At 64.6% G+C, this 26,884-nt stretch carries 28 protein-coding genes and 1 tRNA gene; 15 read left to right on the top strand and 14 right to left on the bottom strand.

Translation table 11 applies throughout. The annotated features are described in order from the left end of the window. Positions 1-29: 29 nt before the first annotated feature. The gene (locus QSV46_RS32810) at positions 30-1,007 is read left to right on the top strand and encodes a tripartite tricarboxylate transporter substrate binding protein (protein ID WP_314961190.1); all 978 of its coding nucleotides are present in this window, start codon (positions 30-32) and stop codon (positions 1,005-1,007) included. A 24-nt stretch (positions 1,008-1,031) separates the two neighbouring features. On the opposite strand, the gene QSV46_RS32815 is transcribed toward QSV46_RS32810, so the two are convergent. After that, the gene (locus tag QSV46_RS32815; RefSeq protein ID WP_314961192.1) at positions 1,032-2,579 is read right to left on the bottom strand and encodes an FAD-dependent oxidoreductase; all 1,548 of its coding nucleotides are present in this window, start codon (positions 2,577-2,579) and stop codon (positions 1,032-1,034) included. 410 nt (positions 2,580-2,989) lie between these two features. Further along, complete coding sequence (locus QSV46_RS32820; RefSeq protein WP_314961194.1) at positions 2,990-3,697, bottom strand: GntR family transcriptional regulator; 708 nt, start codon at positions 3,695-3,697, stop codon at positions 2,990-2,992. A gap of 254 nt (positions 3,698-3,951) precedes the next feature. Between QSV46_RS32820 and QSV46_RS32825 the strand changes: the two genes are divergently transcribed. The 6 genes from QSV46_RS32825 to QSV46_RS32850 all read left to right on the top strand — a co-directional run bounded on the left by QSV46_RS32825 (position 3,952) and on the right by QSV46_RS32850 (position 9,544). Then, complete coding sequence (locus QSV46_RS32825) at positions 3,952-4,938, top strand: ABC transporter ATP-binding protein (protein WP_314961195.1); 987 nt, start codon at positions 3,952-3,954, stop codon at positions 4,936-4,938. A 42-nt stretch (positions 4,939-4,980) separates the two neighbouring features. Then, a complete protein-coding gene (locus QSV46_RS32830; RefSeq protein ID WP_314961197.1) occupies positions 4,981-6,270 on the top strand; it encodes a PotD/PotF family extracellular solute-binding protein in 1,290 nt (429 codons plus the stop codon). A 4-nt stretch (positions 6,271-6,274) separates the two neighbouring features. Further along, positions 6,275-7,234: an ABC transporter permease gene (locus QSV46_RS32835; protein WP_314961198.1), complete on the top strand. Its 960-nt coding sequence runs from the start codon at positions 6,275-6,277 to the stop codon at positions 7,232-7,234. 3 nt (positions 7,235-7,237) lie between these two features. After that, positions 7,238-8,116, top strand: a complete 879-nt coding sequence (locus QSV46_RS32840) for an ABC transporter permease (RefSeq protein ID WP_314961199.1) — start codon at positions 7,238-7,240, stop codon at positions 8,114-8,116. 21 nt (positions 8,117-8,137) lie between these two features. Next, the gene (locus tag QSV46_RS32845) at positions 8,138-8,869 is read left to right on the top strand and encodes an aspartate/glutamate racemase family protein (protein WP_314961200.1); all 732 of its coding nucleotides are present in this window, start codon (positions 8,138-8,140) and stop codon (positions 8,867-8,869) included. 180 nt (positions 8,870-9,049) lie between these two features. Further along, positions 9,050-9,544 carry a hypothetical protein gene (locus tag QSV46_RS32850; RefSeq protein WP_314961202.1) on the top strand — a complete coding sequence of 165 codons (495 nt, stop codon included), beginning with the start codon at positions 9,050-9,052 and terminating at the stop codon, positions 9,542-9,544. Positions 9,545-9,726: 182 nt separating this feature from the next. On the opposite strand, the gene QSV46_RS32855 is transcribed toward QSV46_RS32850, so the two are convergent. Together QSV46_RS32855 and QSV46_RS32860 are read right to left on the bottom strand one after the other, a co-directional pair. Continuing rightward, a complete protein-coding gene (locus QSV46_RS32855) occupies positions 9,727-10,092 on the bottom strand; it encodes a hypothetical protein (protein ID WP_314961203.1) in 366 nt (121 codons plus the stop codon). 103 nt (positions 10,093-10,195) lie between these two features. Beyond that, positions 10,196-10,513, bottom strand: coding sequence for a hypothetical protein (locus tag QSV46_RS32860; RefSeq protein WP_314961205.1), 318 nt, complete (start codon positions 10,511-10,513; stop codon positions 10,196-10,198). A 164-nt stretch (positions 10,514-10,677) separates the two neighbouring features. Between QSV46_RS32860 and QSV46_RS32865 the strand changes: the two genes are divergently transcribed. After that, positions 10,678-10,842, top strand: a complete 165-nt coding sequence (locus tag QSV46_RS32865) for a hypothetical protein (protein ID WP_314961207.1) — start codon at positions 10,678-10,680, stop codon at positions 10,840-10,842. A gap of 20 nt (positions 10,843-10,862) precedes the next feature. Here QSV46_RS32865 and QSV46_RS32870 read toward each other — a convergent pair whose 3' ends face one another. From QSV46_RS32870 to QSV46_RS32880, 3 genes are all read right to left on the bottom strand, one after another. Beyond that, positions 10,863-12,509, bottom strand: coding sequence for a PAS-domain containing protein (locus QSV46_RS32870; RefSeq protein WP_314961209.1), 1,647 nt, complete (start codon positions 12,507-12,509; stop codon positions 10,863-10,865). Between the two features lie 177 nt (positions 12,510-12,686). Beyond that, the gene (locus QSV46_RS32875; protein ID WP_314961210.1) at positions 12,687-13,217 is read right to left on the bottom strand and encodes a gamma carbonic anhydrase family protein; all 531 of its coding nucleotides are present in this window, start codon (positions 13,215-13,217) and stop codon (positions 12,687-12,689) included. An 84-nt stretch (positions 13,218-13,301) separates the two neighbouring features. After that, positions 13,302-13,631, bottom strand: a complete 330-nt coding sequence (locus tag QSV46_RS32880) for a DUF6949 family protein (RefSeq protein WP_314961212.1) — start codon at positions 13,629-13,631, stop codon at positions 13,302-13,304. 220 nt (positions 13,632-13,851) lie between these two features. Between QSV46_RS32880 and QSV46_RS32885 the strand changes: the two genes are divergently transcribed. Beyond that, on the top strand, positions 13,852-14,559 hold the full coding sequence (locus tag QSV46_RS32885) for a hypothetical protein (protein ID WP_314961214.1): 708 nt from the start codon (positions 13,852-13,854) through the stop codon (positions 14,557-14,559). Positions 14,560-14,741: 182 nt separating this feature from the next. Beyond that, complete coding sequence (locus QSV46_RS32890) at positions 14,742-15,137, top strand: PaaI family thioesterase (protein ID WP_314961216.1); 396 nt, start codon at positions 14,742-14,744, stop codon at positions 15,135-15,137. A gap of 50 nt (positions 15,138-15,187) precedes the next feature. Here QSV46_RS32890 and QSV46_RS32895 read toward each other — a convergent pair whose 3' ends face one another. Together QSV46_RS32895 and cysE are read right to left on the bottom strand one after the other, a co-directional pair. Continuing rightward, positions 15,188-15,406, bottom strand: coding sequence for a DUF3126 family protein (locus QSV46_RS32895; RefSeq protein ID WP_007602550.1), 219 nt, complete (start codon positions 15,404-15,406; stop codon positions 15,188-15,190). Between the two features lie 137 nt (positions 15,407-15,543). Further along, the gene (gene cysE, locus QSV46_RS32900) at positions 15,544-16,368 is read right to left on the bottom strand and encodes a serine O-acetyltransferase (protein WP_314961318.1); all 825 of its coding nucleotides are present in this window, start codon (positions 16,366-16,368) and stop codon (positions 15,544-15,546) included. Between the two features lie 277 nt (positions 16,369-16,645). Here cysE and QSV46_RS32905 point away from each other — a divergent pair, with 277 nt between their 5' ends. Continuing rightward, positions 16,646-18,049 carry a hypothetical protein gene (locus tag QSV46_RS32905; RefSeq protein WP_314961322.1) on the top strand — a complete coding sequence of 468 codons (1,404 nt, stop codon included), beginning with the start codon at positions 16,646-16,648 and terminating at the stop codon, positions 18,047-18,049. On the opposite strand, the gene QSV46_RS32910 is transcribed toward QSV46_RS32905, so the two are convergent. Both QSV46_RS32910 and QSV46_RS32915 read right to left on the bottom strand, forming a co-directional pair. Next, positions 18,007-18,762: an alpha/beta hydrolase gene (locus QSV46_RS32910; RefSeq protein ID WP_314961325.1), complete on the bottom strand. Its 756-nt coding sequence runs from the start codon at positions 18,760-18,762 to the stop codon at positions 18,007-18,009. The two genes, QSV46_RS32905 and QSV46_RS32910, sit on opposite strands and share 43 nt — an antisense overlap. Positions 18,763-18,877: 115 nt before the next feature. Then, positions 18,878-20,014, bottom strand: a complete 1,137-nt coding sequence (locus QSV46_RS32915; protein WP_314961328.1) for a hypothetical protein — start codon at positions 20,012-20,014, stop codon at positions 18,878-18,880. Between the two features lie 316 nt (positions 20,015-20,330). On the opposite strand from QSV46_RS32915, the gene QSV46_RS32920 reads away from it, so the two are divergent. Further along, positions 20,331-20,576 (top strand): zinc-finger domain-containing protein, encoded by a 246-nt coding sequence (locus QSV46_RS32920; RefSeq protein ID WP_008140025.1) that lies wholly within the window; start codon positions 20,331-20,333, stop codon positions 20,574-20,576. 19 nt (positions 20,577-20,595) lie between these two features. Next, a complete protein-coding gene (locus QSV46_RS32925) occupies positions 20,596-21,798 on the top strand; it encodes an FAD-dependent monooxygenase (RefSeq protein ID WP_314961333.1) in 1,203 nt (400 codons plus the stop codon). A gap of 21 nt (positions 21,799-21,819) precedes the next feature. Here the strand turns inward: QSV46_RS32925 and QSV46_RS32930 are convergent, their stop codons facing one another. Continuing rightward, a complete protein-coding gene (locus QSV46_RS32930; protein WP_314961335.1) occupies positions 21,820-22,248 on the bottom strand; it encodes a twin-arginine translocation pathway signal in 429 nt (142 codons plus the stop codon). A 175-nt stretch (positions 22,249-22,423) separates the two neighbouring features. On the opposite strand from QSV46_RS32930, the gene QSV46_RS32935 reads away from it, so the two are divergent. Both QSV46_RS32935 and QSV46_RS32940 read left to right on the top strand, forming a co-directional pair. Further along, positions 22,424-22,512 (top strand) — tRNA-Leu (locus QSV46_RS32935). Positions 22,513-22,674: 162 nt separating this feature from the next. Next, complete coding sequence (locus tag QSV46_RS32940; RefSeq protein WP_314961338.1) at positions 22,675-24,180, top strand: hypothetical protein; 1,506 nt, start codon at positions 22,675-22,677, stop codon at positions 24,178-24,180. 1 nt (position 24,181) lies between these two features. On the opposite strand, the gene QSV46_RS32945 is transcribed toward QSV46_RS32940, so the two are convergent. Further along, positions 24,182-25,486 carry a hypothetical protein gene (locus tag QSV46_RS32945; RefSeq protein ID WP_314961341.1) on the bottom strand — a complete coding sequence of 435 codons (1,305 nt, stop codon included), beginning with the start codon at positions 25,484-25,486 and terminating at the stop codon, positions 24,182-24,184. Beyond that, complete coding sequence (locus tag QSV46_RS32950; RefSeq protein ID WP_314961343.1) at positions 25,483-26,814, bottom strand: hypothetical protein; 1,332 nt, start codon at positions 26,812-26,814, stop codon at positions 25,483-25,485. Before QSV46_RS32950 ends, QSV46_RS32945 begins: the two co-directional genes overlap by 4 nt. Positions 26,815-26,884: the final 70 nt, after the last annotated feature.

The raw sequence follows: 26,884 nt of genomic DNA on the forward strand, positions 1-26,884 counted from the left end.
CCAACTAGACAGGGAAAAGGGAGGCCGAAGTGCGGACATCCGCGAGAATTCTGGCTGCCGCGATTGCATGCCTGACGCTGGCCGCAGCTGGGTCGGCTTGGGCCCAAGCCTGGCCCACCCGGGCAATCAGGATCGTCGTCTCCACGCCGCCGGGCGGCATCACCGATGCCTTCGCCCGGGCCTACGGCGATTACATCTCGCAGAAGCTCGGCCAGCCGGTCGTCGTCGAGAACAAGACCGGGGCCAGCGGCGCGCTGGCGGCGCAATTGGTGAAGGATTCCCCGGCGGACGGCTACACGCTGATGTACACCATCTCGTCCACCCTGCTCGGTAACAGGCTGCTGCTGAAATCGCTGGCCTATGATCCGGACAAGGATTTCACGATCGTCGCGATGACGCCTTCGGGACATCTGCCGTTGGTGGTCCATTCCGCCACCAATGCAAAGACGCTGGAAGAATTCGTCGCCTATGCGGGTAGCAACAAGGTCACGGCCGGCTCATACGGCATCGGCTCGTTCGCGCACATTGCGATCGCCGAGCTCAACCGGCAATTCGGTCTCGACATTTCCATCGTGCATTACCGCGGCGAAGCGCCGATGTGGCAGGATTTTGCCGCCGGGGTGATCCAGGCGGCTGTCGGCAGCTATCAGGCCGCGCTTCCGGTGCTCGATACCGGCGTCGGCCGCCCGATTGCCGTGCCGACACCGGTGCGCATGAAGAAGCTGCCCGAGACCAAGACGTTTGTCGAGCAAGGGGTCACGGGCAAAGTCTTCCAGCTCACCAGCTTCACGGCGCTGGTGGCGCCCGCTGCGACACCGGCGGACCGGATCGAAACGCTCGCCAAGCTGATGGTCGAAGGCGGCAAGACGGAGCGCGTGCAGAAGCTGCTCGAAGCCTTCGGTGTCGACCAGCCGGCAATGGATCGCGCATCCTCGGTTGCGCTCTACGAAAAGGAAGGGCCGGTCTGGCTCGAGTCGATCAAGACTCTCGGATTGGAGCCGCAATAGTTCCGGGGCCGCGTCGCGCGCGCGTCACTCTGCGGCTTCAAGATCGGCCGGCTTTTCGGCGCCGCCGAGTGGTGACACCGCAGGCCCATTCAGTGCGGTGCCATCAGGAGCGAACTGCGAGCCGTGACACGGGCAATCCCAGCATTGCTCCAGCGAATTCCAGTGCACAACGCAACCGAGATGGGTGCAACTTGCCGAATGCAGATGCAGATTTCCGCCCCGGTCGCGGCAAGCGGCGATCTTTTTCAGGCCGCTGCGGACAAGGCGCCCTTCCCCGGGCCGCAGCCCCTCGACGCTCGCAATCTCGCTTGCTGTCAGATATTCGGCAAGATTCTTCAGCGGAGTGATGTTCTCGCTGATGAACTCGCCGATGTTCTTCTGAATCTTCCGCGATGGGGCGTAGACGTCCTCCCAAGCGCTCGCGCCCGTCGTGATCAGATCCGTAAGCAACATGCCGGCCACAAGCCCATTGGTGATGCCCTGCCCGGAATCACCGCTGACGACGAAGAGATGCTCCTCGCCGGGGCTGCGGCCAATGAAGCCGACAAAATCGATTGGCTCCAGCACCTGACCTGACCATCGATGAGTGACCTCGCGCAGGTCCGGCAAGCGATCGCGCGCCCAGCGTTCGAGCGCGGCAAGGCGCTGCGCGCCGTCGTCCGCCTCGCCTGACTTATGATCTTCTCCGCCGATGATCACGAGATCCTCGCCGGCAGAGAACGGCTGCAGCCGGACATAGTGATAGGGATCGAGTGTGTCCCAATAGAGCGCGTCCTCCAGCGCGCCGACCGGGAGCTTGGCGGCGAGCGCGTAGGTGCGGTAAGGCGCCTGTTTGGTATGGATCGCCAACCGCACGTTGACAGGCGAGTTCGTCGCGACCACCACGTCTGCCGCCCGGACCTCGTGGCCCGAGGTGGTCGTCACGACCATGTCGCCATGCTGCTGGCGGATGCTTTCGACACAGGTGTCGGCGTAGAGCCGTGCTCCCTGGCCTTGAAGCGCGCCGGCGAGACCCGCGAGATATTTGGTCGGGTGCAGGCGCGCCTGGCGCGCAAAGCGCAACGAACGCACCAGACCTTCGGCATGGAACGGGGTCGGCTCGACGCACTCTTCGACGGGAATCCCAAGCTTGCGGCAGCAATTCAATTCCTCGTCGAGCACGGATGCGGGCGTCTCCGACGCAAGTACCCAGTAACCGTCGACTCGCCGAAAATTGCAATCGATGCGCTCGGCGCGCTGAATGGCCTCGGCGCGATCAATCGCGGCTGCAACGCTCTGATAGTAGTGAGTCGCACAATCAGAACCGCGCACCCTGACCAGTTCGTCGTAGCCGTCGTCGAGCGCCGTCGCCAGATGCGCGGTGGTGCGCGCCGTCATCCCGCTGCCAATGCGGCCGCGGTCCAGCACCACGACCGAACGTCCACGACTGGCGAGCTCATAGGCGACCGACAGCCCGGCAATACCGGAACCGATGACCGCGACGTCCGTGGCCACCGTGCTCGATAGCGACGGAGCATCGGCGACCAAAACATCCATCCAGGGCGATCGGGTGTGCTCGTCTCGTACGTTCATGACATTGTTCCTCGAGAGAACAAACGATGCGGCAGGATGCGGGGTTCCTATTCGCCCCGCCGGTTGAGAAGGTGTCATCAAAGGCCGAGCGGCTTTAGGAACCTTCATCGTGCTCGCGCTTGAACGGATATGAAAACCCCATCGCCCGGGATGCGCAGGGCACTGCGCCAGGCTCAGCTGTACGGCCACCTGTTGGTCCGAATGACAGGCTGTATTACCCTGGGGGCAATCACCCGATCTGCTCCGTGCAAGTCGCGCGGGAGATGGTCAGGTCCGGATGGCTGAGATCGCGAGGCAGCGAATACGAGATTACACCTGACGGACAGTTCGCTGCCGAATCCGAACTGGGCCCTTGACGCAGGTCTCAGCTCCGTCGCGGAGTTTTTTTGACGGCTCGCGAGCCGCGCGTGTCAAGCGCCCAGGACGTCCGCTAGCCGCAGTTCGTCGGCGGCGGGATCTTTCAGGAACAGCTCGGCCTCGATTTCCGTGAGATGCGACAGCATCTGCGCACGCGCAGCCTCTCTGTCGCGCTTGCGGATCGCGGCGACGATGCCGGCATGATGGTCGGTGCCGCAGGCCGGCGTGTCGTGGCGGCGGTAGAGCAGGATAATGAGCGAGGAACGCGCGATCAGTTCCTTGAGGAAGCCAAGATAGATGCTGTGGCCGCTCATCTCGGCGACGAGCTTGTGAAATTCGCCGGAGAGCCGGACTGAAGCGCGCGCATCGCCGCGCAATTCCGCCTCGCGTTCCTCGGCGAGATGCTGGCCGAGACGGCCGAGCCAGGCCGGCGACACTGCGTCGATCGCGCGATCGACTATGGTGGGCTCGATCAGGCGGCGCGCCTCGAACACTTCGCGCGCATCGGCGGGCGTCGGCCGCGCGACGAAAGCGCCGCGGTTCTTCTCGATGTTGACGATGCCTTCATGCGCAAGCTGCTGGAGCGCGGTGCGGACCAGCGTGCGGCTCGCGCCGTAGATCTCGCCGATCTCGTCCTCGCCGAGCTTCGTGCCCGGTAGCAGGCGATGCTCGAGGATCGCCGCGGTCACGCCTTCCCGGATACGGCTGACGCGATCGCTCGCATCTGGCGCATCGGATTTCGGGCGAGTCTTGGCAGCCATGGGTGTGAGGGCTCGATCGGCGAATATGGCCTCGAATCCTAATCGACGAGCTGTATCCAATCACAGGCGAAAGATTATACAATCTGCGCCTGTTTTGTGTGCACGCAACTGCGAAAGCGGCGAGCCGCCCCGACGCACGGGATTCGATCTAACAATCTGACTCCGCTGCACTGTTTCGGAATTTGACTGACCGCGGGCGATTGGCACGGACCTTGCGGAGAGAGGCGGAGCATCGCCCTCGCCTCGGACACGCCATGGCCACTCCCGCCGCTCTCGAACTGGTCGCCGTCACCAAACGCTACGACACGACGCTGGCGGTCGACACCGTCAATCTGAAAATCCCGGCCGGCACCTATTGCTGCCTGCTCGGCCCCTCCGGGTGCGGCAAGACCTCGACCCTGCGCATGATCGCGGGCCACGAGGCGGTCAGCGAGGGCGACATCATCCTCGGCGCGCAGAACGTCACCGATCTCGAGCCCGCCAAGCGCGGCACGGCGATGATGTTCCAGTCCTATGCGCTGTTTCCGCACCTGACCGTGCTCGACAACGTGGCGTTTGCCCTGAAAATGCGCGGCGTCGATCGCACGACGCGGCACAAGCGCGCTGGCGAATTGCTCGAGCTGGTGGCGATGATCCCCTATGCGGCGCGGCTGCCGGCGCAACTTTCCGGCGGCCAGCAGCAGCGCGTCGCGCTCGCCCGCGCGCTGATCACAGAGCCGCAGATCCTGCTGCTCGACGAGCCGCTGTCCGCGCTCGATCCGTTCCTGCGGGTGAGGATGCGCGGCGAGTTGAAGCGCCTTCAGCGCGAGCTCGGCATCAGCTTCATCCAGGTCACCCACGGCCAGGAGGAGGCGATGGCGCTTGCCGACCACATCGTGGTGATGAACCACGGCCGGATCGAGCAACAGGGCACGGCCCGCGACATCTTCCACCATCCCCGCACCGAATTCGTGGCGCGCTTCATCGGCGGCCACAACGTGCTCAGCGACGCAGGCAAACTCATCGCCGTGCGCGCCGATCAGCTCGGCATCTCGCCGTTCACTGACGGCGCGATCGGCGCGCCGGCGCTGCTGACCCAGACTGAGTATCAGGGCTCCTATATCGCCGTCTCGCTCACGCTCGACGACGGCACCGCCCTGTTCTCCCACCTCCCCGAGGCCGCCTTCGACGTCCACCCGTTCCGTCCGGGTGACCGCGTGCTGGCCGTTTGGGATCCCGCCAAGGCGCAGCGCCTGCAATAGCGCCGATCGATCAGTGGAATGCGCAACAGAGGAGTGACTGATATGACCGAGACCACCAGGACGAAGGGCGTCAGCCGCCGCACGCTGCTCAAGGGCACCGCAGGCATCGCCGGCCTTGCCGCCGGCTCCGGCGCCATCACCGGCTTCCCCTATGTGAAGTCGGCCGAGACGAAGGTGCTGCGCTATCTCGGCACCGCCGTGAACGAAGGTGACGACATCTCCAAGCAGTGCCTGAAGGATACCGGCATCAAGATCGAATACATCACCGCGACCACCGACGACGTCACCAAGCGCGTGATGACGCAGCCGAACTCCTTCGACGTGCTGGATACCGAATATTTCTCGCTGAAGAAGCTGGTGCCGTCCGGCAACATCCTCGCCCTCGACGCCAGGAAGATCAAGGAATTCGGCAACATCACGCCGGTCTTCACCAAGGGTGAGACGCCCGGCGGCAAGAAGATCGGCAACCAGGGCACCGCGCCCTGGAAGGTGCTCTATCTCGAAGGCAAGGACTCCAAGAAATTCGCGACGTCGGCGACCGAGTTCGTCACGCTGATCCCGACCGTCTACAACGCCGACACGCTCGGCATTCGCCCGGACATCATCAAGCGCCCGATCAGCTCGTGGTCCGAGCTGCTCAATCCTGAATTCAAGGGCAAGGCCTCGATCCTCAACATCCCCTCGATCGGCATCATGGATGCCGCGATGGTCGTGGAAGCCACCGGCAAGTACAAATATGCCGACAAGGGCAACATGACCAAGGAAGAGATCGATCTCACCATGAAGGTGATGATCGAGGCCAAGAAGGCCGGTCAGTTCCGCGCCTTCTGGAAGGATTTTAACGAGAGCGTGAACCTGATGGCATCAGGTGAAACTGTCATTCAGTCGATGTGGTCGCCGGCGGTGACCAAGGTGCGCTCGATGGGGATTCCCTGCACCTTCCAGCCGCTCAAGGAAGGCTATCGCTCCTGGGCCTCGGGATTCTGCGTGTCCAAGGGCGTCTCGGGTGCAAAGCTCGAATGGGCCTATGAGTTCGTGAACTGGTTCCTGTCCGGCTATGCCGGCGCCTATCTCAACCGCCAAGGCTACTACTCGGCCGTGCTCTCCACCGCCAAGGCGCACATGGAGCCCTACGAGTGGGCCTACTGGATGGAAGGCAAGGCGGCCGAAAAGGACATCAAGGCGCCCGACGGCTCGCTGCTGGAAAAGGCCGGCGCCGTGCGCGACGGCGGCTCCTATGAAGATCGCATGGGCGGCGTGGCCTGCTGGAACGCAGTGATGGACGAGAACGACTACATGGTCCGCAAATGGAACGAGTTCATCGCGGCGTAATTTGATGGACACGTCAGAGGACATCCTGCAACAGGCGTCCCCGGGCTTGATCCCGGGGTCGGGCACAGCGCGCGCCGCAAAGCCGACGCGCCTGTCGCCCTCCTTCATCTCCTGGCTCCAGGCCGGGCCGATGATGCTGGTGTTTCTCGCCTTCTTCCTGATCCCGCTCGTCTTCGTCGTCATCGTCTCGTTCTGGGACTACAACGAGTACCAGCTGCTGCCGGCCTTCTCCGGCCGCGGCTACACCGACACGTTCGAGGGCTGCATCGCGCAGCTCCCCGATCTCTGCACCATCGCCAAAACCTACCTGAAGACGCTGAAGCTGTGCTTCCTGGTCTGGGTCATCACACTTTTCATCGGCTTTTGGGTCGCCTACTTCCTCGCCTTCCACGTCAAGTCCAAGACCTGGCAGATGGGATTGTCGCTGCTCTGCACGATCCCGTTCTGGACCTCAAACGTCATCCGCATGATCGCGTGGATCCCGCTGCTCGGCCGCAACGGCCTTGTGAACTCAGGCCTGGTGAAGACGGGGCTGATCAACCATCCACTGGAATGGCTGCTGTTCTCCGAATTCTCCGTGGTGCTGGCGCTGGTCCACCTCTTCACCTTCTTCATGGTGGTGCCGATCTTCAATTCGATGGTGCGCATCGACAAGTCGCTGATCGAGGCGGCCTACGACGCCGGCGCCACCGGCTTCCAGACGCTGGTCAACGTCATCATTCCCCTGGCAAAACCCGGCATCGTGATCGGCTCGATCTTCGTCATCACCATCGTGATGGGCGACTTCATCACCATCGGCGTGATGGGTGGCCAGCAGATCGCGGCCGCCGGCAAGATCATCGAGACGCGGGTGAACGCGCTGCAATTCCCGGCCGCCGCCGCCAACGCCGTGATCCTGCTGGTCATCACGTTCCTGATCATCACCATGATGTCGCGCATCGTCGATATCAAGAAGGAGCTCTAGAGCATGAAGGAGGGACGCCCGCGCTCTTTCTACGTGCTCGCGATCTTCTTCGCGGCCTACACGCTGTTCCTTTATGGCCCGATGATCGCGATCTACGTGCTGTCGTTCCAGGGCCCGCAGGGCGGCCTCACCTTTCCGATGAACGGCGTGTCGACCTTCTGGATCGAAAAACTATTCCAGGGCACCGGCATCGTCGATCTCGGCGCGGCTTTCCGCCGCTCGCTGCTGCTTGGCATCATCGTGATGATCGTCACCGTCGTGTTGTCGGTCGCCGCCGGCATGGCCTTCCGCCGCAAGTTCAAGGCGCAGAGCATTCTGTTCTACTCGGCGATCGCGAGCCTGATCGTTCCCTCGATCATCACCTCGCTCGGCATCTCGCTGGAATTCCGCATCATCGACGATTTGATCAAGGCGCATTGGAACGAGAATTTCGAGACCTCGATGGGCCTGCTCACATCAGGCCTCGGCGCACACCTGACCTGGACGCTGCCGTTCGGCCTGCTCATCATGTTCGCGATCTTCAACCGCTTCGACCCGCGCCTCGAGGAAGCCGCGCGCGATCTCGGTGCGACGCCGTGGCAGGCCTTTCGTCATGTCGTGCTGCCGATCATCCTGCCGTCCGTGATCGGCATCGGCCTGTTCGGCTTCACGCTGTCCTGGGACGAGCTCGCCCGCTCCAGCCAGGCGATCGGCGCGGTGAATACATTGCCACTCGATCTGCAGGGCCTCACCACCACCGTGACGAACCCCGACATCTATGCGCTCGGCACCGTGATCTCGGCGGTGTCGTTCACGGTGATCACGCTTGCGCTCGGCACCATCCACATGCTCAACAAGCGGCAGGCGGCCAAGGGCTCGGACGCCGGCAAAGGGCTTGTTTGACAAGGGGCTTGTCTGATCGCGATGCGACTGCACGTCGTCAATCCGAACACCACCGCGTCGATGACGGCGAAGATCGCCGCTGCGGCGCGCAGCGTCGCGCTGCCCGACACGTTGATCGATGCGCGCCAGCCGGCGATGGGCCCGGTCTCGATCGAGGGATTTTACGACGAAGCCTTTGCTGTCCCCGGCATGCTCGGCTGCATCCGCGACGCCGATCGTGACGGTGCGGACGCCCACATCATCGCCTGCTTCGACGACACCGGCCTCGACGCCGCGCGCGCCGCAGCCAAGGCGCCGGTGATCGGCATCGGCGAAGCCGGTTTCCACGTGGCAAGCCTAATCGCCGCGCGCTTCGCCGTGGTGACGACGCTCGGTGTCTCCATCGTGCCGATCGAACACAATTTGCGGAAATACGGCCTCACTGAGCGCTGCGCCCGCGTCCGCGCGGCCGAGGTCCCCGTGCTCGCGCTCGAACAGCGCAACACTGAGGCGCTCGCAAAAATCTCCACGGAGATCGCCGCCGCGATCCACGACGACCGGGCGGAAGCCATCGTGCTCGGCTGCGCCGGCATGGCCGACCTTGCCGCCGAACTCGCCGTTACCCACGGCCTGCCTGTCGTCGACGGCGTTGCCGCAGCAGTGACGCTCGCCGAATCGCTGGTGCGGCTGGAGCTGAAGACCTCCCGGCTCGGGCCATATGCGGCGCCCCGATCGAAAACCTATTCCGGGCCGTTTTCGTCGTTTCAGCCCTGATTCCCGCTGCCCGGTCCCGGCGCCGGGTGCTTAAAGCCAGGCCCTGCCTGCTTTTTTGGCCTTCAGCCTCTTTTTGGTCCCATTTGTTGCCGAACAGTAACACTTTCGGGACGTCCCGGCTGCCCCAAGGGGTTGCCGCTCTTCGCCACTCACCAAGTTTCAATTTGGGTTTTGTCAGCGATGATCGATCTCGCACAGGACACACCGTCCAATCCCCTGCTTCGCCTTGGCGCCCAGCCGATCGCGCTGACGGCCGCAGCGCTTCTGCTCCTGATCGCAGGGGTCACCTCGATTGCGATCTGGCGCGCCTATACCGGCGCAGCTCCCGAATCCGACCGCGTGGTGGCGTCGCGGCAGCTCCAGGCCCGCACGGCCCAGGCTTCCGAGCAGCTGGTCGAGAAGACCAAGGGGCTGGAGGCGACCCAGCAGGAATCGATCGATCAGCTCCAGGTGGTGCAGGACCAGCTCCAGACCATGAAGCGCCTGATGGCGGCGCAGCAGGCCGACACCAAGCGCCTGTCCGACCAGGTCACGGCGCTGAACGAATCCATCGACGGCTTACGGCAGTCCTTTGCCAGTGCCCGGGCCACCGAAGCCGAAACGCCTTCGGTTACCCGCGGGAAACCGGCGCGACACCGCGTCCACGCCAGCGCGCGCAAGCGCTCCCGCGGCTGAGCGGCTCGGGACGCGATTTTAAATTTTTCGACTTGTGAACTGGATCACATTCGCCGGTATGATTCCGCGCGATGCTCGCCGTCACCGGATGGCGTGAGCCGATTTCAATGTCCGGGGCTGGCAAGGTCGTTGACGGTATACTGCGTCAACGGCCTTGTTTTTTAGTGGGTCCGGTGGCGATGCTATTCGCAGACATCCACGCGGCGGAAACGCCAGCCTGACGGCGTCATGACGCGCTTCCGCACGACGTAGCAGCCACCATAACCACCATCGTCGTAGCCGGTACCAGAGTAATAGGGGCCGCCGTAATTGGGGTAACCGTAATAGCCGCCATAGTAGCCGGCGCCGGCCAGACCTGCCCCGATCGCGATCCCAGGCCAGAAGCCGCCGCCATGCCAGTGGCCGCCATGTCCCCAGCCGCCGCCGTGCCAGCCACTACCGTGGAAACCGCCGCCATGCCCGAAACCGCCTCCCGCCTGCGCCGCCTGCGGCACCGACAGCCCGACCGCCGCGACGGCCACGGCCGCCATCATCATCTTCCGCAACATCACTCGATCCTCCGCGTGGAAACGCTCCACGCTTCACAGCAGGACCAAGCTAACGTCACCCGGGCCTTCCTGACAGCCTCGCTGTCTCACTTCCGCGCGATCTTCAGCAGCCGCGGCAGATGCTCTTGAGCTTCTTGTCGAGCATACGGTTCTCGGCGTTGACGGTGGCATCCGCCGCCCCGCCTGCGCCGGTGCCGGTGCCGGTGGTAACTCCAGAGGCGGCATTCGGACCGGACGATTGGGCCGTGCCCAGGCTGTTGGTACCGGGCGGCGGAGCCGGAGAGTTGGCGACACCTCCGGTCGGTCCACCGGAGCCGGCTGCGCCGCCGGTCGTTTGCGCGAACGATGCGGCCGGCGCCGCCGCGAGGGCGAAGATCACAATCATTGTCTTGATTGAAGCGCTTGCGGACGATGCAACCATCGGAAACTCTCCTTTACCGGTCAACCGCTGCAGCGAAGACCGGTTCCGGAACAAATGTCGTCACATCAGCTTGAAAGCGATGGGCTCGCTCAATCTGATCGCGTGCGACGACGACACACTCGACAAGTCGGCCCCGCATCCAAGAGCCAGGAAGGCAAATCACGATGAAAGATCGCGATCCGTTTGCAGAGGGCGAACGCGCCGCGCGCGAAAACATCCCCGCCGAAGCCAATCCGTACCAAGACGGCAGCGATGAGCATGCGCTGTGGTCGGCGGGCCACGAGAAGGTCGCGGGCGCGATCGAGGCCCGCGAATCCGAGGGAAGCTGACGCGCGGCGCGAGCCGATTGCTATGCGGCCGCCACCATCGTCTCGGTCCGGTCCTCGATCATGGTGACGAACGTGTGGGACTCCTCGCCGGCGCCGCCGATCTGGACCCGGCGGGCGGAGATCACGCGGCGTCCTCGCGTGGGATTGTCGATGACATCGACGACCGGTTCGAGCTGCTGATTCTGCGCGAGAAGCTGCCGGTCGCGCCGCTCGATCAATTCGGCCGTCTCCGGGGAGAACAATTCCCGCGCGGTCTTGCCGATGATCTCGCTGCGCGACATGCCGATCATCTTCTCGGCGGCCTTGTTGACGAAGACGTAGCGCAGGTTGCGTGCATCCTTGGCGATGATGCCTTCCGCCACATTCTCGATGATGGTGGCGAGGAAGCGCTCCATCCGCTCGAGGATGCGCTGGCGCTGACGTTGTTCGGTGACGTCCTCCTGCACCGACACCCAGCCGCCGCCGTCCATCGGACGCTCGTAGATCTTGATGGTGCGGCCGTCGTTCAGGTTGATCTCGGAGGTCGCCGGCTCGCGCCTGGCAATCCGGTCGAGCACCGCCGCGAGGAATTTCGTGATGTCGCCGCTGAACAATCCGCTCGTGACCCGGTGCTGGAGGATTTCCTCGAGCGTCGATCCGGCCTGGATCGTCTCGGCCAGGTTGTAGATCTGCCGGTAGTTGCCGTTCATTGCGACCACGGCCGCCTTGGCATCGAGCATGATCAGGCCCTGTGGCATGCTGTTGATTGCAGCCGAGAGCTGCCACTTCTTGGCCTGATACTTGTCGTTGAACTTGTCCCGCTCGGTCATCGCCGCATCGCGCGCCTGCGCGGTGCCGAGCTCGAGTTCCTCCAGTTCGAAGATGCGGGCGACCGCGTCGCGGAAGTGCTGCACGGCGCGAGCCAGATGTCCGATCTCGTCGTGGCGGCCAAGATGCGGCACCTGGCTCTTGACGTCGCCGTCCGCGATCCGGTCGGTCGCCTGCGTGATCTCGGCGAGTGCCCCGACCACGGACGCCCGCACGACGACGACGTTCAACCCCGCCAGGAGGAGCGCCGCAAGCCCGAGCGCGAACAGATAGGCGGCAGCGTAATGGTTCTCGTTGGCGAGATCATCCGCCTGACGGGCGCGTTCCCTGTAGATGCGTTCGAGCGCCTCGAGATCACTGTTGAGCTTGTTGCGCAGCGTCCGGTTGGCGTCATTGTCGCCCCATTCGCGCGCCGCCGCCGGGCTGATCTCGACCCCACGCCGCACCAGCTCCCGACGGAAATCGATGAACTGCACGATGCGCTGGCGGAAGCTCGCGAACAGCGCGGCGTCGTCGTCACCGACGGTTTGCTCCATGGCCTTCACGGCTTCGGCGAGCTCGCGGTTCCGGCGCAGCAGCCCGTCCGCGAATGGCTTCAACGCGCCTCGATCGGCGGAAATGTAGATGCCGCGCGATTCCATCACGATGGCATAGATCAGCGCGTTGATGCGCCCGACATTGATCGCCGCCTCGGCCGATGAGGCGTGCATGTGACGGTAGGTCGTCTGCAGCCGCACTGTCTGGATCGACATCACGAGCAGGAAGGTGGTGACGATCGCCAGAAAGCCGGCGATGCTGTACACCTTCTCGGCAACGCTCAGCGTGTCGGCGCCGCGAATGAAACGAACGATCTTTTTCAAGAATTTGGTCCCGGCGCCGAGTCCGGATCCCAGCGCCGCAACGCCCATGGCGCCGCTCCTCCTGGTTGAAAACGCTCCATGATGGGCATGGCCGCGCTAGCGGAGAATTAAGGTATCGGCCGGTATTTTTACGGTACGGAACCGGAATGCGGTGCGCACACGGTCCGCGGGCATATCTCAGCCGATCCGTTTCAGGCCCTTCTTGAACCGCGGGCCGTTGGCGACATAGAACTTCGCCGCGCTCCCCATCCGCTGGACCTGCGCATCGTCGAGCGTGCGGACCACCCGTGCCGGCGAGCCGATGATCAGCGAGCGTTCGGGAAATTCCTTGCCCTCGGTGATGACGGAACCGGCGCCGACGATGCTGTTGCGGCCGATCTTGGCGCCGTTCATCACGATCGAGCCCATGCCGACAAGCGCCCCCTCCTCGATGGTGCAGCCGTGCAGGATGACGTTGTGGCCGACGGTGCAGTTCTTGCCGATGACAAGCGGAAAGCCGAGATCGGTGTGGCAGGTCGAGCCGTCCTGCACGTTGGCGCCCTCGCCGATCTCGATCCACTCATTGTCGCCGCGCAGCACCGCGCCGAACCAGACGCTCGCGCCCGGCTTCAGCCGTACGCGGCCGATCACGGTCGCGGTCTCCGCGATGAAGTAGTTGCCGTCGGCGGGAAGATCGGGCGCCTGCCCGTCGAGCTCGTAGATCGCCATGGAGGTCTCCTGTCGCGTCAACCCCAGCCATAGCGAAACGGCGGCGCGGAGGCAAAGGCCGCGGGCGGCCTCGCCTCGGACGCGTCAGACCAGAACGCCAGCCGCGCGCAGCGTCATCAGGAAGAAGGTGCCGCTCATCATGCTCCAGAAGCCGGCGATCAGGGTCGCCATCATCACGAATTCGACACGGCGGGCTTCCACCCGCATGCCGCGGAGCGTGTTGCGCATGATGATGAAGGGCGCGGCGAACACCAGGAACGGCACCGCCGCGAAGGTCTTCGGCGCCACGCCATCCTGCAACAGGCCGAAACCGGCAGGCCGCTGCGCAAACGCCTGGTACCCGTTCACGAGCGCGCCCGCGAGCGCGAAACCGATGCAGATCGAGAAGAAGGTATTGAAAGCCTCAGGTGTCATCGGAACAGTCCGCCCTTACGCAACGCCGGAGCCTTCCTGTGACAAAGAGTGCCGGTTAACGCTACATTATCCTTAAGGGAAGGTTAACAACGCCCGCCGGTCTGCGCAGGGCCCTCCCCCGGTCTCGGTAGCCGGGAAAGCTGCGCGAATTCGCCGCCGCGTGGCATATTCGCCGCTGATTCGTCGGCCAGCGGCCGACCTCCGGCTCTACGCGCAGCTCATGACGGTCTTTTCGGCAGCCCCCCTCAGGTCCTCCAGCAAGCGCCCCCGCGCGCATGTCGTCCCGATCGTGCTCAGCGGCACGGCCGCGGCCGGCGCCATCGCGCTCGTTGCCTATCTGCTGTGGCCGACCTGGGGCAGTGGCGGCGCGAACGCTCCGGACAGACTGCCGGTGAGCGTCGGCGGCACGCTGTTCAATGTTCCGACAACCGCGATCCGGATGAAGATCCAGCGGCACTCCGGGCCGCAGGAGCGCATCGATCTCGACTTCCTGTATCCCTCGCTGGAGCCGCCGGGCGCGCCGAAGCACGTCACCGCCGACACCGTCGAGGAGGCGATGCAGCCGATCGACCGCGTCTTCCTGTCGATCTCGGCGCATCACGACGCGCCGGCGCCGGAGCAGCGGATAGCCACCATCTATCCGCGCTATCTCGACCAGACCGCGGCCATGCCGCAGGACGGGCTGACGATGCGGATGTTCCGCAGCGATACGCCCTATGGCAGCGAGGATCTCTATTCTGCCGCAAGCCCCGCCCTGACCGCGCGCTGCACCCGCGATGCGGCGACGCCGGGCATGTGCCTCTCCGAGCGCCGGGTCGGCGGCGCCGATCTCACCTTCCGCTTTCCGCGGAGCTGGCTGTCGCAATGGCGCGAGGTGGCGGAAGCATTGGACCGGCTGACGGCGCAGCTGCGCGGGCCGAAGGGCTGAGCGCGGGCCTCCTACCCCCGTCGCGACATCGGTTTGCGGGGCCTGGCTGGAGCCTTCCGCAAGAAATCGCGAAAACAACCCCATGCACAGTAGCCAAGCGCCCGTCACGACTTCGTATTTTTCGAAGTCCGATTGACCCGTCGGGCAAAACAGGGGTATGGTGTCATCATGGGGCGACCGACTTGAACGATGCGGCTACACATCTTCCACCGGGCGCCCAATTGCTGGGACGCGAATGGCTCGGCTTCGACGCGAGCGGGCATGCGCTGATCCGCTTCCAGGCTCAGAGCGCATTCACCAACAGGCACGGGACGATTCAGGGCGGATTTCTCGCGGCCATGCTGGACTCCGCCACCGGGATTTGCGCGCTGGCGGCGCTCACGCCCGAGCTGACGGCGGTCACCAAGAGCCTCGATACGCGCTTCCTGAAACCCGCAAGGGTCGGAGCGATCACAGCAAAGGCGCGAGTCACCGAACGGACGGATCGCGACATGATCGTGCAAGCCGAGCTCGTCGATGCCGAGGGCATCACTGTTGCGGATGCCACGGCGCGGCTGCGCATTGTTGCAAGGAGGTAAAGGTACGGAGCCGCGTCTGCGCGGCCCCGTTGAGCGACACGACCGCAGAACTATTCCTGATCGACGAGATCGTCCTCGAGGATTGCCATCTGGAACTGGAACGAGCGATCATCGTCCTCGTCGTCGACGAACAGCACGCCGATGAATTCCTCGCCGATATAGACCTCGGCGGAATCATCCTTCTTCGGCCGCGGCACGACGCGGATCTTGGGATTGCCGAATACGCGCTTCAGATACGCGTCGAGCTTCCTGACTTCCTTGACGTCCACGGCAATCTCCAATCGAAATCTGGGTTGGCGGGGTTTTAAGCCGAGACGCGACGAACCGCCAGCATGAATTGCCAAAGAATTCGGGGACGAAAAGCGCCGGAGAATCCGGCCCTTTCTCTCGAGTTCAAAGCCCCGTCTCAAAGTCCCATGGCGTTGATCATCTGATCCATGGTGCGCGACGGCTCGGCGCAGCCGGCTTCGCCGACGATCTTGGCGGGCACGCCTGCAACCGTGACGTTGTGCGGCACGGGCTTGACCACGACCGAGCCCGCCGCGATGCGCGCGCAATGGCCTATCTCGATGTTGCCGAGGATTTTTGCGCCGGCGCCGATCAGGACGCCGTGACGGATCTTCGGATGGCGGTCCTCGTTCTCCTTGCCGGTGCCGCCCAGCGTGACGCCGTGCAGGATCGAGACGTCGTCCTCGATCACCGCGGTCTCGCCGCAGACGAAGCCGGTGGCGTGGTCGAGGAAGATGCCGCGGCCGATGCGCGCGGCCGGATTGACGTCGGTCTGGAACACCGCCGAGGCGCGGCTCTGGAGATAGTACGCAAAGTCCTTGCGGCCCTTCAGCCAGAGCCAGTGCGCGAGGCGATGGGTCTGGATGGCGTGAAAGCCCTTGAAGTAGAGCAAGGGGTCGATGAAGCGCGAGGTCGCGGGATCGCGGTCGTAGACGGCGACGAGATCGGCGCGGAAGGCGTTGCCGAGATCGGGATCGTCGCGCAGCGCCTCGTCATAAGTCTGGCGCACGAGGTCGCCCGAGAGCGCGGAGTGGTCGAGCCGGTCGGCAAGACGGTGGATCACCGAATCTTCCAGGCGGCTGTGATGCAGCACCGTCGAATAGATGAAGGTCGCAAGCTCCGGCTCGCGATGGACGATGTCCTCCGCTTCGCCGCGGATCCGCTCCCAGATCGGATCGAGCGTTGCGAGCTTTCCTCCCGGATTGACCTGATGCACTGCCATGGAATCTGCTCTTTCGAATGGGCTCGTTTTGCTGGCTTCTATAACACAGTCTAGGCGACAAAGTCCTGACGGGCTTGCCTGAGAGTGAACAGTGCGTTGTCCGGCGAAAGCATGCCAACGCGTTGAAACACAATAACTTCTCCTGACGCCTTGGGGCGGCAGGGTCGGCTCAAAATGGTCAGGGTTTTGCCAAATTCAAGCCGTGCGGCCTCAAACTATTGGTGAATTCCGCCTCTAGGGCTATTGCGGGCATGGTCCGGAAGACGACGGAGCGGATTTGAGCATCACCACCGATCAATTGCGCGCGCGCGCCGCTGATACGTTCTGGCTCCGGCGGGCGGCAGTGACCCTCCCCCTCCTCATGATCGCGCCGGCGTTCTGGAACGGCTATCCGCTGTTGCAATGGGATACCGGCGGCTATCTGGCGCGCTGGTACGAGAGTTATCTCGTCCCCAGCCGCTCCACCGTGTTCGGCCTCTATCTGCATTACGGAGAAGGCTTCGGCTTCTGGACCAACGTGGCGGTCCAGTCGCTGGCGACGCTATGGCTGCTGCAGCTCAGCTTGCGCGTGCTCGGCCTGATGCAGACGTTCCGCTTCGTTGCGATCAGCCTGCTGCTGATCCTGTCGACCGCGCTGCCATGGCTTGCGAGCATGCTGCTCACCGACATCTTCGCGGGGCTTTCGATCCTGTCGTTGTTCCTGCTGATCGTCGGCGCAAGCCGGACTTCGGCGCTCGAAAAAATCTCGCTGTTCGTCTTCACGGCTTTTGCCGCCGCGACCCACAGTGCCACGCTCGGCGTGCTGCTCGGACTCTGCGTCGCCGGCTGGATGACGCGGCCGTTCCTCGGGCGTCGCCTCCCCGTTGCCGGTTTGGTGCAGGCGAGCCTGACCATCGTCGCCGGCGGCCTGATGCTGATCTCGGCGAATTATGCGCTGTCCGGCAAGTTGGCCTGGACGCCCGGCGGTTATGGCGTGGCCTTCGGGCGCATGATGCAGGACGGCATCGTCGCGCGCTACCTTGGCGATCATTGCCCGCGCGAGCGCTACAAGCTTTGTCCGTATCGCAATGAACTGCCGGCGAGCGCCGACGAGTTCCTGTGGGGCAAGAGCATGTTCAACACGCTCGGCCGCTTCGAAGACATGAACGAGGAGATGGGTTACATCGTCGTGCAATCGCTCAAAGACTATCCGGCCTGGCAGGCCGGCGCGGCGCTGCGGGCGATGGGCCAGCAATTGCTGCATGTCGCGACCGGCGAAGGCACCAATGGCTGGATCCCGCACACCCGCGGCATCATCGAACGCTATATCCCCTCACAGGCCGCGCCGATGCGCGCGGCGCGGCAGCAGCACTGGGGTGTCAATTTCGATTACGTCAACTGGCTGCATATTCCCGTCGCGCTGGCCTCGATGCTGGCGCTGGTCGCGCTGCTCGCGCACGCGCTCGCGAACCGCCGGCTGGACGATCTGACGCTGCTAGCCGCAACCGTCACGCTGGCGCTGCTCGGCAACGCCTTCATCTGCGGCGTGATCTCGGGCCCGCACGACCGCTACGGCGCCCGGATGGCGTGGCTCGCGACCTTCGTGGTGCTGACGGCGATTGCGCGTCGGTTTGGCGACGACCGCCGGCAGACGGGACCTCAGCCGCGACGTGAGAGAAAATCCAGCACGCCGGTCTTGTAGACCTTGTCGCCGACCGCGCGCATGTGATCCCGGTTCGGAATATCCAGCACTTCCGAGCCGGGGACGATGGCGCCGAGCGCGCTGGCCGAGCCCGCAACATCGTCGGCGCTGCCGACCGCGATCAGCACGGGGACGTCGATGCGCGCGGCTTCATCCTTCGTCATGAGGTCACGCGTGCCGCGCAGGCAGGCGGCGAGCGCACGGCGGTCGGAACGGGTCTGGTCGGCAAACGCGCGAAAGGTGCGGCCGACGGGATCGGTGACGTCGTCGAGCGAGGGTGCCTCCAGCGCCTTCGCCACGTTCTCGCCGGGACCGGTGCCCTCGATCAGGCCGCCGATGCCGATGCCGCCGAGGATCGCGGAGCGCAGGCGCTGCGGCTCGTTGAGGGAGAGCCAGGCCGTCATCCGTCCGCCCATCGAGTAGCCCATGATGTCGGCCTGCGGGATCGCGAGGTGATCCATCAGCGCCAGCACGTCGCCCGCCATGGTGGGAATCGAATACTGCGCGGGCTCGTAGAGCTTCGCGCTTTCGCCATGGCCGCGATTGTCGAGCGCGATGACACGGCGGCCGTTCTTGCGCAGTTCCGAGACCCAGGTCGGATAGACCCAGTTCACGTTCTTGCTCGAGGCAAAGCCGTGAACCAGGATGATCGGGTCGCCCTCGCCTTCGTCGAGATAGGCAATTTCAACGGCGCCGTTGTGAAAGCTCGGCATCATCAGTTCCGCAGGTCTTGAGGGGAAGGGTCGGTCTTAGAGCACGATCCGGAAAACTGTGCAGCGGTTTTCCGGCAACATCATGCTCAAACACTCACCCAAAGCGCACCGCGCTTCAGGTCGTGAGGGCCGCGCTCGCCAGAGCGGCTTCGGCGGCGATCTGCGCCCGGCGAAGCCGGCGCGCGCGTCTGCGATCGCACCAAGCCTGGGTCAGGCGCTCGGTGGTCGCCTTGATGGAAGACAGCAGGCCAAACAGCGTCAGTGCCGCACCGAACAGCCAGAGCGCCAGATCGAACATGCCGCCGATGAGCAGCAGCGCGCCGCGGCCGAGCAGCTTCATGATCGCGCGGGTTTTGCTGCCTTGCGCTTCCGCAAGCCGCGCCGCACGGGCGACGTCCTTGGGCCCCTGTGCGATCCGCAGCGTATCCATGGCGCCGCGCGTGCCGGTCTTTTCGGCGACGCGCGTGACGTCCTTGCCGAGCCGGACCAATGCACCCGCCTTCTCGGCACGGAACGCCGCCTTGATCGCGCTCACGGTCTCGCCCGGGCGGAACACAGACCCCTTGGCGACGGCGTTCTGGAGCATCGGCGTATCGACCACCTCACGCATGGACCGGCCGGCCCATGCGGCAAGCCCCTCGCTGAGCCGCCCCACCTTGCGGGCATCCTTCACCAGCGTCAGCCCGGCGCGAACAGGCGCGGCACCGCCGACGGACACGTAAGTCACGGCCGTCACGGCAAGGCCCGCGGTTGCAAGCCCCAGCACCAGGCGATCGGTGTCCTCACCCATGGCGAGGTGCTTGCCCTCGCGGACGACGTCCCTGATGTCGCCGATCACGAAGAGATCGCCGACCACCGTCCCGGACAGACTCGCGACATCGTCGGCATTGCCGGTGACGAGGCCGGTGGCAAACCGCCTGGCGAAATACGACGTGGAATTTTGCTCCTTGACCGCATCGCTCACGCGGCTCAGGAGGTCGTCGGGCAGCGCGATATTGCGGTCGCGCGCCAGCGCGACAAAGCTATCGGCAAGATCGGCATCGCCGGCGGCGAGCGCAGCCTCGACATTGTCCTGAACCAGGCGGTCGTTCTGCCGCAGCAGCGCGTCGAGCTTGAGCTCGGAGAGCGCGGCCGGATCGTCCTGGGCGGCGAAAAGCGCGCCGGCCTCGCGGGCATGCGGCGCCACCTGCGCGAGCATGAAGCTGCATGCCGCGATCCCGGTCAACGCTGTGCTGATTCGCAGCCACTTCATGCCAACGGTCATAAGAGCCCGGACGGTCCAGAGATCATTTGCGCCTGATGGTTCGCATTTCGTCGCAATTCCGCTCGTCCGCAGAGATAGTATGCCAAAATTGCGGCACAACGTCCCCGACGAAAGAAGGGCTTCTCTCAGGCCGCAAGATTGTGTCGAATTTGCATGAGCAAATGAACATGGGGCAACTGTGAACCTTTCGGTTCCGCTGGACTAGCAATCATCACTACCCGTCAGTATGGTCCGCGGCGCCTCAAAAAGGCCGCGTCAGTTTTTGATTGTATCTGCCGCCATTGCCACTCCAGGATGAACTACGATGTCCGACCATGTCGTCCCGCACTTCCATAACGATGCCGGTGTTCCCGTCATCGAGATCGGCTCGCAAGAGTTCATGTGCGTCGGCGCCAACCCTCCATTTGATCATCCGCACGTCTTCCTGGACCTCGGCAACGACAACGAGATCATCTGCCCCTACTGCTCGACGCTGTACCGCTTCGCCACCGACCTGAAGGCCGGCGAAGCCCGTCCGCCGGAATGCGTGCTGAAGGACAAGGTGGCCTGACCGTTCCCATCGGTCAGGGGTGGCGCTCTCCCGAACGATTGTCATCGCCGGTGCCGGCATCGGCGGACTGACGGCCGCGCTCGCGCTCGCAGCCCGCGGCTTCCGCATCGTCGTGCTGGAAAAGGCCGAGCGGCTCGAGGACGTCGGCGCCGGCCTGCAACTCTCCCCCAATGCCAGCCGCGTGCTGGTCGAGCTCGGCCTCACCGAGCGCCTCAAGCTGCGCGCCGTCACGCCTGAGGCGCTCTGCGTCATGAGCGCGCGGGCCGGCGGTGAGCTGCTGCGCATGCCGCTTGGCGAAGCCGCCTCAGTGCGGGCCGGCGCCCCCTATTGGGTGGTGCACCGTGCCGATCTGCAATCGGCGCTGGCCGGCGCGGTTGCCGACCATCCCGACATCGATCTGAAATTAGGTGCAACCTTCGAGGATGTTGCGCCCCACGCCAGGGGACTGACGGTAATCCATCGCAGCGGCACGATCCGCCGCAGCGATCTCGCCAGCGCGCTGATCGGCGCCGACGGCATCTGGTCGACGGTACGCCAGCATCTGTTTCCCGAGGTGCAGCCGCGCTTTTCCGGCCTGATCGCCTGGCGCGGAACGCTCGATGCCACGCAACTGCCAAAGGATTTCACGGCGCGGCGGGTGCAGCTCTGGATGGGTCCGAACGCCCATCTCGTCGCCTATCCGATCGCGGGCGGACGCCAGATCAACGTAGTGGCGGTGCTGCCGGGCACCTGGAACGGGCCCGGCTGGAGCACGCCGGGCGATCCGTTCGAGGTGATGGATGCCTTCGCGGCGCCGCGCTGGCCACCGCCTGCAAGGATGATGCTCGCCGCTGTCGACAATTGGCGCAAATGGGCGCTGTTCGGTGTGCCCGACGGCTGCCCCTGGAGCAGCGGTCCGGTCGCGCTGCTCGGCGACGCCGTGCATGCGATGCTGCCCTTCGCCGCGCAAGGCGCCGGCATGGCGATCGAGGATGCCGCCGTGCTCGCGCAGCATTTGAGCCTGGAGACCGCAGAGAGCACCGCGCAGATCGCTGCAGCGCTGAAGCAATATGGCCGCGCACGCCAGGCGCGGGTGCAGCGTGTGCAGCGGACGGCGCGGCGGCAGGGCCGCATCTATCATCTCGGTGGGCCGCTCGCGATCGCGCGCGATGTCGCGATCCGCGCGCTCGGCCCGGACCGCATGCTGGCGCGGCAGGACTGGATCTACGGGTGGCGGCCCTGATGCGGGTGCGGGTGCGCCGGCTCAGCGAACGGCGCTGCCGGATTTCGGGGCGGGCTTGATGACCGGCGGTTGCGGTGCCGCCGAGACCGACGGCGGCGCATTCGGCGGCGTCTCCCGGCACCTGTTACGGCGCCAGGCGTCTTCGGCAAGCTGCGCCGAGCCGCGCACCGCGACGTAGTCGTTGCGATAGGCGAGCTCGGATACGACCGCGCCCCCGGCTCCGGTTTCGGCCTTGTCCATCAACTTCTGCAAATCGGCCGTGCGGGTCGCCAACGACTTGCGCTCGGCCTCGAGCTGCTTGCAGTCGTACAATTCGTACCTGCCGGGATCGGCGAAGGCCGGAGCGACCGTCTCGCTGATGCCGGCGCAGCCGGACAGCGCGGCGCCCGCCGCAAGCAGCGCGAGAAGCGCGCCTGAGCCGCGCAGGCGATGAAACAACGAAGCAGCCATGCCGGATGAATAGTCCCCCTAGATTGAGAATGCCTAAAGCAGCAACAGATGTCGGGATTGAGGCTTTGCCTTGCGCGCCCGGCTCGCTTAAGGAAGAACCACCCATCCGGTTCGCGAAGTGCGCCAATTCCAGACGGCCGGACAAGCACTTAAGTATTTGATCTCGTTGGATCAAGCGGGCATGGCGGAATTGGTAGACGCAAGGGACTTAAAATCCCTCGGCGCGCAAGCGCTGTGCCGGTTCGACCCCGGCTGCCCGCACCATCGGAGCTGATCGCCCGGAGCCATTTGCATTCCGGTGACTCGGAACGGGGCTCCTTTACTCAGCTTTAGGCCGTTCTCCCCTAAAGCGAACGATGTCTGCCTGTCGATGCAGACCCAGAACATGCAGGGCCCGCAGCGGCTGCTGCGGTGGTGAGAGCTCCGATGGACGTGCGCGAGAATTGGTCCCGGTCCGGGATTGGCGGAGCGCCCGCAAGCATCGGACGTCGCCTGCACGACTACGAAGTCTACCTCTTCCTGATCGCTTTCCTCGGCGTGTTCTATCTGTCGAACGGGCCACTTCTGCTTGGTCATTATGATCTCGGCTGGCATCTCGCCGCCGGAGACCTGATCAGGGAGCGAGGCGAGGTCCCGTTTCAGGATCCCTGGGCATTCACGCTCGCAGACAAGCGCTGGTACAATCTGTCGTGGCTCTGGGACGTGATGGCCAGCATGCTGTACCAGCACGCTGGCTTTGCCGGCATCGTCCTCATGGTCGTCGCCTCCGGCGCGATCATCGCCGGATACCTCGCCTTCTGCGGCTTGAGCAGCGGCGCATCGGCGCCTGCGGTCTGCATTGCGGTGTTTGCGGCGTGCCTGCTCTACCCCTGCTACGAAGCCTCACCCAACATGTATCTGGCGGCGTCGCCGAACATCGCGACCATGCTGTTCGCCGTCGTCTTCTACGGCGAATGTCTGCGGCGGCGCGCATGGTACCTGTTGCCGCTGATGATGGTGCTCTGGGTCAATCTGCATGGCGGCTTCATGCTGGCCTTCCCCGTCATCGGCGTTTTCTGCGGCGTCGCCCTGCTGCGGCGGGACTGGGCAAATTTTCGGCATTACGTCCTGGCGGGCGCCGGCTGTTTCGCCGCGATCTTCGTCAACCCGCTGGGCTGGCATGTCTATGACGGCGTGACAGCGACACTGGGGCATTTCGTCCAGGCCGATATCGGCGAATGGCGTTCCTATTCCCAGAACGTGCAGATACCGGGGAGCATTCCCGGCATCGTCTACGCGTTGACGTTCGTCGCGCTCGAACTGTGGTACCGAAACACGGCGCGCGTTCCGCTGGAAGCGCGCCTGCTTGCCTGGCTGTTCCTGGCCCTTGGTCTCTATCAGTTCAGGTACGCCGCGTTCTTCTTCATCTTCTCGAGCGTCCCGATGGCGCTTCACATCGACCGGCTATTGCCGAAAGGCCTTGCGGGATTCGACGTCCAGCGCGCGATGCTGGCGGCAGGCGTGGTTGGTGTCCTGTTGCTGCCGTTGACGTTCGTGCATGTGAGGCTGGCGCTGGCCTTGCCAGACATGCTCTCGGAAGAGGACGCCAATTATCTCAAGGCGCATGTTTCGCGTGCGCACGTGCTGAACCACTGGAACATCGGCGGGCTCCTGATCTTCCGGACGCACGGCTCGGTGCCCCTGTTTGTCGACGGCCGCGCGGCGACCGCCTATCCGGACGATTTGCTGCACGACTATCTCAAGCTGGTCCGGTGGGAAATCGACGCGGCGAGCTGGGACAAGGTGATCAGCAAATACAGGATCGACGCGGTGCTCTGGGTCAGAGGACACGAGCAGCTACGGCAGTTCCTCGTTGGCGAGCGGGGCTGGAAAGAGGACTACACCGGAGCGCATGTGAGCCTCTACGCCAGGCCACCGGCCGCTTCCCGGTAGATCACGCCTCCTGCGGCGACACGCGGCCTATATCCTCACGCGGCAGCAGAATCCAGAAGCAGATCAGCGCGATCGTGAGCTGGCCGAACCCGCCCATGAAGGTTATGCCCGAGACCGACGCCAGCGTCGGAATGGCGACCGCGACCGTCAGCACCGCCGCCATCGTCGCCGCAGGCAGACCGGCGACGAGGACGGCGGCATAGAGCGCCACCTCGAAGAAGGCATATTCCTTCAGCCTGGGCGCACAGAGATAGAGCGCGTACATCGCGAGCACCGTGATCCGCATCGCGGCATCTGGGTGATCGACCAGCCAGCCGTCGAGCGCCTGAAGGGGCGAGGCCTTGCCGGCCGGGCGCTGTGTCCCGACCATGCGCCATACGGACACGGCCAGCGGCGCGAGCACCAGTGCGACCGCGATCAGACCATAGAGCACGGCGACCACAGGCTTGCTGCCGGCGAGCCCAACGCGGTCCGCAAGTGTGAGGGACAGGAAGAGCAGCGACGGATTGACCTCGTTCCCCGGCGCATGCTGCCCGGGGATCTGGCCGAAGATCGCGCCGAGCCAGCTCCTCGACAGGTCGGGATAGAGCAGCAGCGAAGCCAGGATCGGCAGCGCGAACATGCCCGCCGCCACCGCGATCAGGAGCAGCTTGCGACGCCTCGGCTGCGGCAGGAAATAAAGCGCGGCGAGCACCGGGAGAAACACCAGCTTGAACGAGGTGACGAGGCCGAGCACGGCCGCGCCGGCCAGCCGCGGCACCATGCTCGCGGACTGCACGGGACGCAGCAACAGCGCCAGCGATGCGGCCGTCAGCAGGCCGCTCAGGATCGCAAAATTGCCGGTCGCAACGATCCATTCAAAGCCGAGGAAACCGCCCAGCGCAAACACCCCGCGCAGCACGACATCCCGCAAGCCGCTGCCGGCCTTGCCGAGGCCGGGCAGCAGCAGCACGCAGAGCAACGCCAGAACCAGATAGATCGACTTGTAATGCGCGACGAGAAAGCCGCCGGCACAAAGCGGCCGGAAGACATCGAGGGTGACCGGAAGGTAGGGATAGGAAAGCTTGGTCGCCTTCAAGTTCTTCACGAAGTAGGGATCGAGCCCCGCGACATGCGCCTCGACAGCCGCGCAGTTCACCCGCGCGTCCCAGCCGAACGTCTCGTCCATGCCCATATCGATCGCGACGGCTGTGGCGACCAGAAGGGCCAAGGCCAGTACGAAACGGGGCAGCCAGCCCCGCGGCGACGCGCCGGCGGCAAAGGTCCCCTGGATTCCGGCATCTGTGGACGCGGCGATATTCGTCATGGCTGCGCACCAGCCGTCTCGGGGCGTTCTGGCCCGGCGCGAAAATCGAGCAGCAATATCCAGAAGCAGATCAGCGCGACGGCGAGGAGGATGAAGCTGCCTTCGAGCGTCGTTCCGACCAGCGAGATCAGTGCCGGAATAACAAGGCCGGCGGTGAGAAATGCGGCGATCGCCATGGCAGGAAGATCGACGACGAGGACCGCGGCATAGAGCGCGAGCTCGAAGAAGGCGTATTCCTTGAGGCGCGGCGAGCTCAGGTAGAGCGCAAACATGGCAAGCACCGTGATGCGCATGGCCGCGCGGGGATGATCCGTCAGCCAGCGATCCAGCCGCGCCAGAAGCGATCCCGCACCCGGCGCCGGGGGGCTGCCGATTGCGCGCAGGACGGACAAGACGAACGGCACCAGCACGAGCGCGGAGGCGAACAGTGCATAGGTCGCGAACATCGCCGGCCTGCTGTCACCGAGGCCGGCCTGATCCATCGCGCTCCGCGCCAGCAGCAGCAGCGACGGATTGATCTCGACGAGATCGACGGCGTGCTGGTTCGGGATCTGCCCCGCAATCGCAAGCAGCCAGCTCGCGAACAGGTCGGGGTAGAACAGCCGCGAGATCAGGACCGGAAATACGAAACCGAACACCGCCGCGGCGAGCAGCGCCAGCTTGCGGCCGCGCCGCAGCGGCAGGAAATAGAGCGCGGCCAGCACGGGAAAGAACACCAGCTTGAACGACATCACGAGGCCAAGCAGCGCGGCTCCCGCGAGACGCAAGGGGAAGCTCCGGTCGTCTGACGTTTCCGGCGCGGCGGGAAGAAGCAGGAGCCTCAGCGCGATCGCGGTCAGCACGCCGCTCAGAATGGCGAAGTTGCCGGACGCCTGCACCCATTCGAAACCGACGAACGCGCCGAGCGCGCAGAGCACCTTGAGCCCAACATCGCGCGTGCTCGGGCGCGTACGGCCCAGACCGGGCAGCAGCAGCCCGCAAAGCACGGCGAGGACAGGGAAGATGCCCTTGTAGTAATCGACCAGACGGCCATCCGCGCAGAACGGACGGAAGACGTCCAGTGTCACCGGCAGATAGGGGTAAGAGAGCCTGGTGCCTTTCAGGTTCTTGACAAAATAGGGATCCAGGCCGCCGGCATAGGCTTCAACCGCCGCGCAATTGACGCGGGTGTCCCAGCCATACTTCACTTCGAGCACGGCGTCGTTGGCAAGATTGCCGAACACCAGCAGCGCCGTGAGTGCGATCAGGCAGCCGAGCCAGATGTGCCGCCGCGAAGCCGTGTCTGCCGGGGGGACCAACCATCGTGCGGAACCGGTGACATCGGACACGAACGGATACCTCTGTTGACTTGGTTTCTCTGCGCGTACTGCCGGCGCCTCATCTCGGCGGCCACTGTGG

It is taken from the genome of Bradyrhizobium cosmicum, assembly GCF_032290525.1.
GTDB lineage: Bacteria > Pseudomonadota > Alphaproteobacteria > Rhizobiales > Xanthobacteraceae > Bradyrhizobium > Bradyrhizobium cosmicum_A.

Coding starts and splice junctions, on each gene's coding strand:
- QSV46_RS32815 (WP_314961192.1), bottom strand. CDS start 2,579: ATGAACGTACGAGACGAGCACACCCGATCGCCCTGGATGGATGTTTTG.
- QSV46_RS32820 (WP_314961194.1), bottom strand. CDS start 3,697: ATGGCTGCCAAGACTCGCCCGAAATCCGATGCGCCAGATGCGAGCGAT.
- QSV46_RS32825 (WP_314961195.1), top strand. CDS start 3,952: ATGGCCACTCCCGCCGCTCTCGAACTGGTCGCCGTCACCAAACGCTAC.
- QSV46_RS32830 (WP_314961197.1), top strand. CDS start 4,981: ATGACCGAGACCACCAGGACGAAGGGCGTCAGCCGCCGCACGCTGCTC.
- QSV46_RS32835 (WP_314961198.1), top strand. CDS start 6,275: ATGGACACGTCAGAGGACATCCTGCAACAGGCGTCCCCGGGCTTGATC.
- QSV46_RS32840 (WP_314961199.1), top strand. CDS start 7,238: ATGAAGGAGGGACGCCCGCGCTCTTTCTACGTGCTCGCGATCTTCTTC.
- QSV46_RS32845 (WP_314961200.1), top strand. CDS start 8,138: ATGCGACTGCACGTCGTCAATCCGAACACCACCGCGTCGATGACGGCG.
- QSV46_RS32850 (WP_314961202.1), top strand. CDS start 9,050: ATGATCGATCTCGCACAGGACACACCGTCCAATCCCCTGCTTCGCCTT.
- QSV46_RS32855 (WP_314961203.1), bottom strand. CDS start 10,092: ATGTTGCGGAAGATGATGATGGCGGCCGTGGCCGTCGCGGCGGTCGGG.
- QSV46_RS32860 (WP_314961205.1), bottom strand. CDS start 10,513: ATGGTTGCATCGTCCGCAAGCGCTTCAATCAAGACAATGATTGTGATC.
- QSV46_RS32865 (WP_314961207.1), top strand. CDS start 10,678: ATGAAAGATCGCGATCCGTTTGCAGAGGGCGAACGCGCCGCGCGCGAA.
- QSV46_RS32875 (WP_314961210.1), bottom strand. CDS start 13,217: ATGGCGATCTACGAGCTCGACGGGCAGGCGCCCGATCTTCCCGCCGAC.
- QSV46_RS32880 (WP_314961212.1), bottom strand. CDS start 13,631: ATGACACCTGAGGCTTTCAATACCTTCTTCTCGATCTGCATCGGTTTC.
- QSV46_RS32885 (WP_314961214.1), top strand. CDS start 13,852: ATGACGGTCTTTTCGGCAGCCCCCCTCAGGTCCTCCAGCAAGCGCCCC.
- cysE (WP_314961318.1), bottom strand. CDS start 16,368: ATGGCAGTGCATCAGGTCAATCCGGGAGGAAAGCTCGCAACGCTCGAT.
- QSV46_RS32910 (WP_314961325.1), bottom strand. CDS start 18,762: ATGCCGAGCTTTCACAACGGCGCCGTTGAAATTGCCTATCTCGACGAA.
- QSV46_RS32915 (WP_314961328.1), bottom strand. CDS start 20,014: ATGAAGTGGCTGCGAATCAGCACAGCGTTGACCGGGATCGCGGCATGC.
- QSV46_RS32920 (WP_008140025.1), top strand. CDS start 20,331: ATGTCCGACCATGTCGTCCCGCACTTCCATAACGATGCCGGTGTTCCC.
- QSV46_RS32930 (WP_314961335.1), bottom strand. CDS start 22,248: ATGGCTGCTTCGTTGTTTCATCGCCTGCGCGGCTCAGGCGCGCTTCTC.
- QSV46_RS32940 (WP_314961338.1), top strand. CDS start 22,675: ATGGACGTGCGCGAGAATTGGTCCCGGTCCGGGATTGGCGGAGCGCCC.
- QSV46_RS32945 (WP_314961341.1), bottom strand. CDS start 25,486: ATGACGAATATCGCCGCGTCCACAGATGCCGGAATCCAGGGGACCTTT.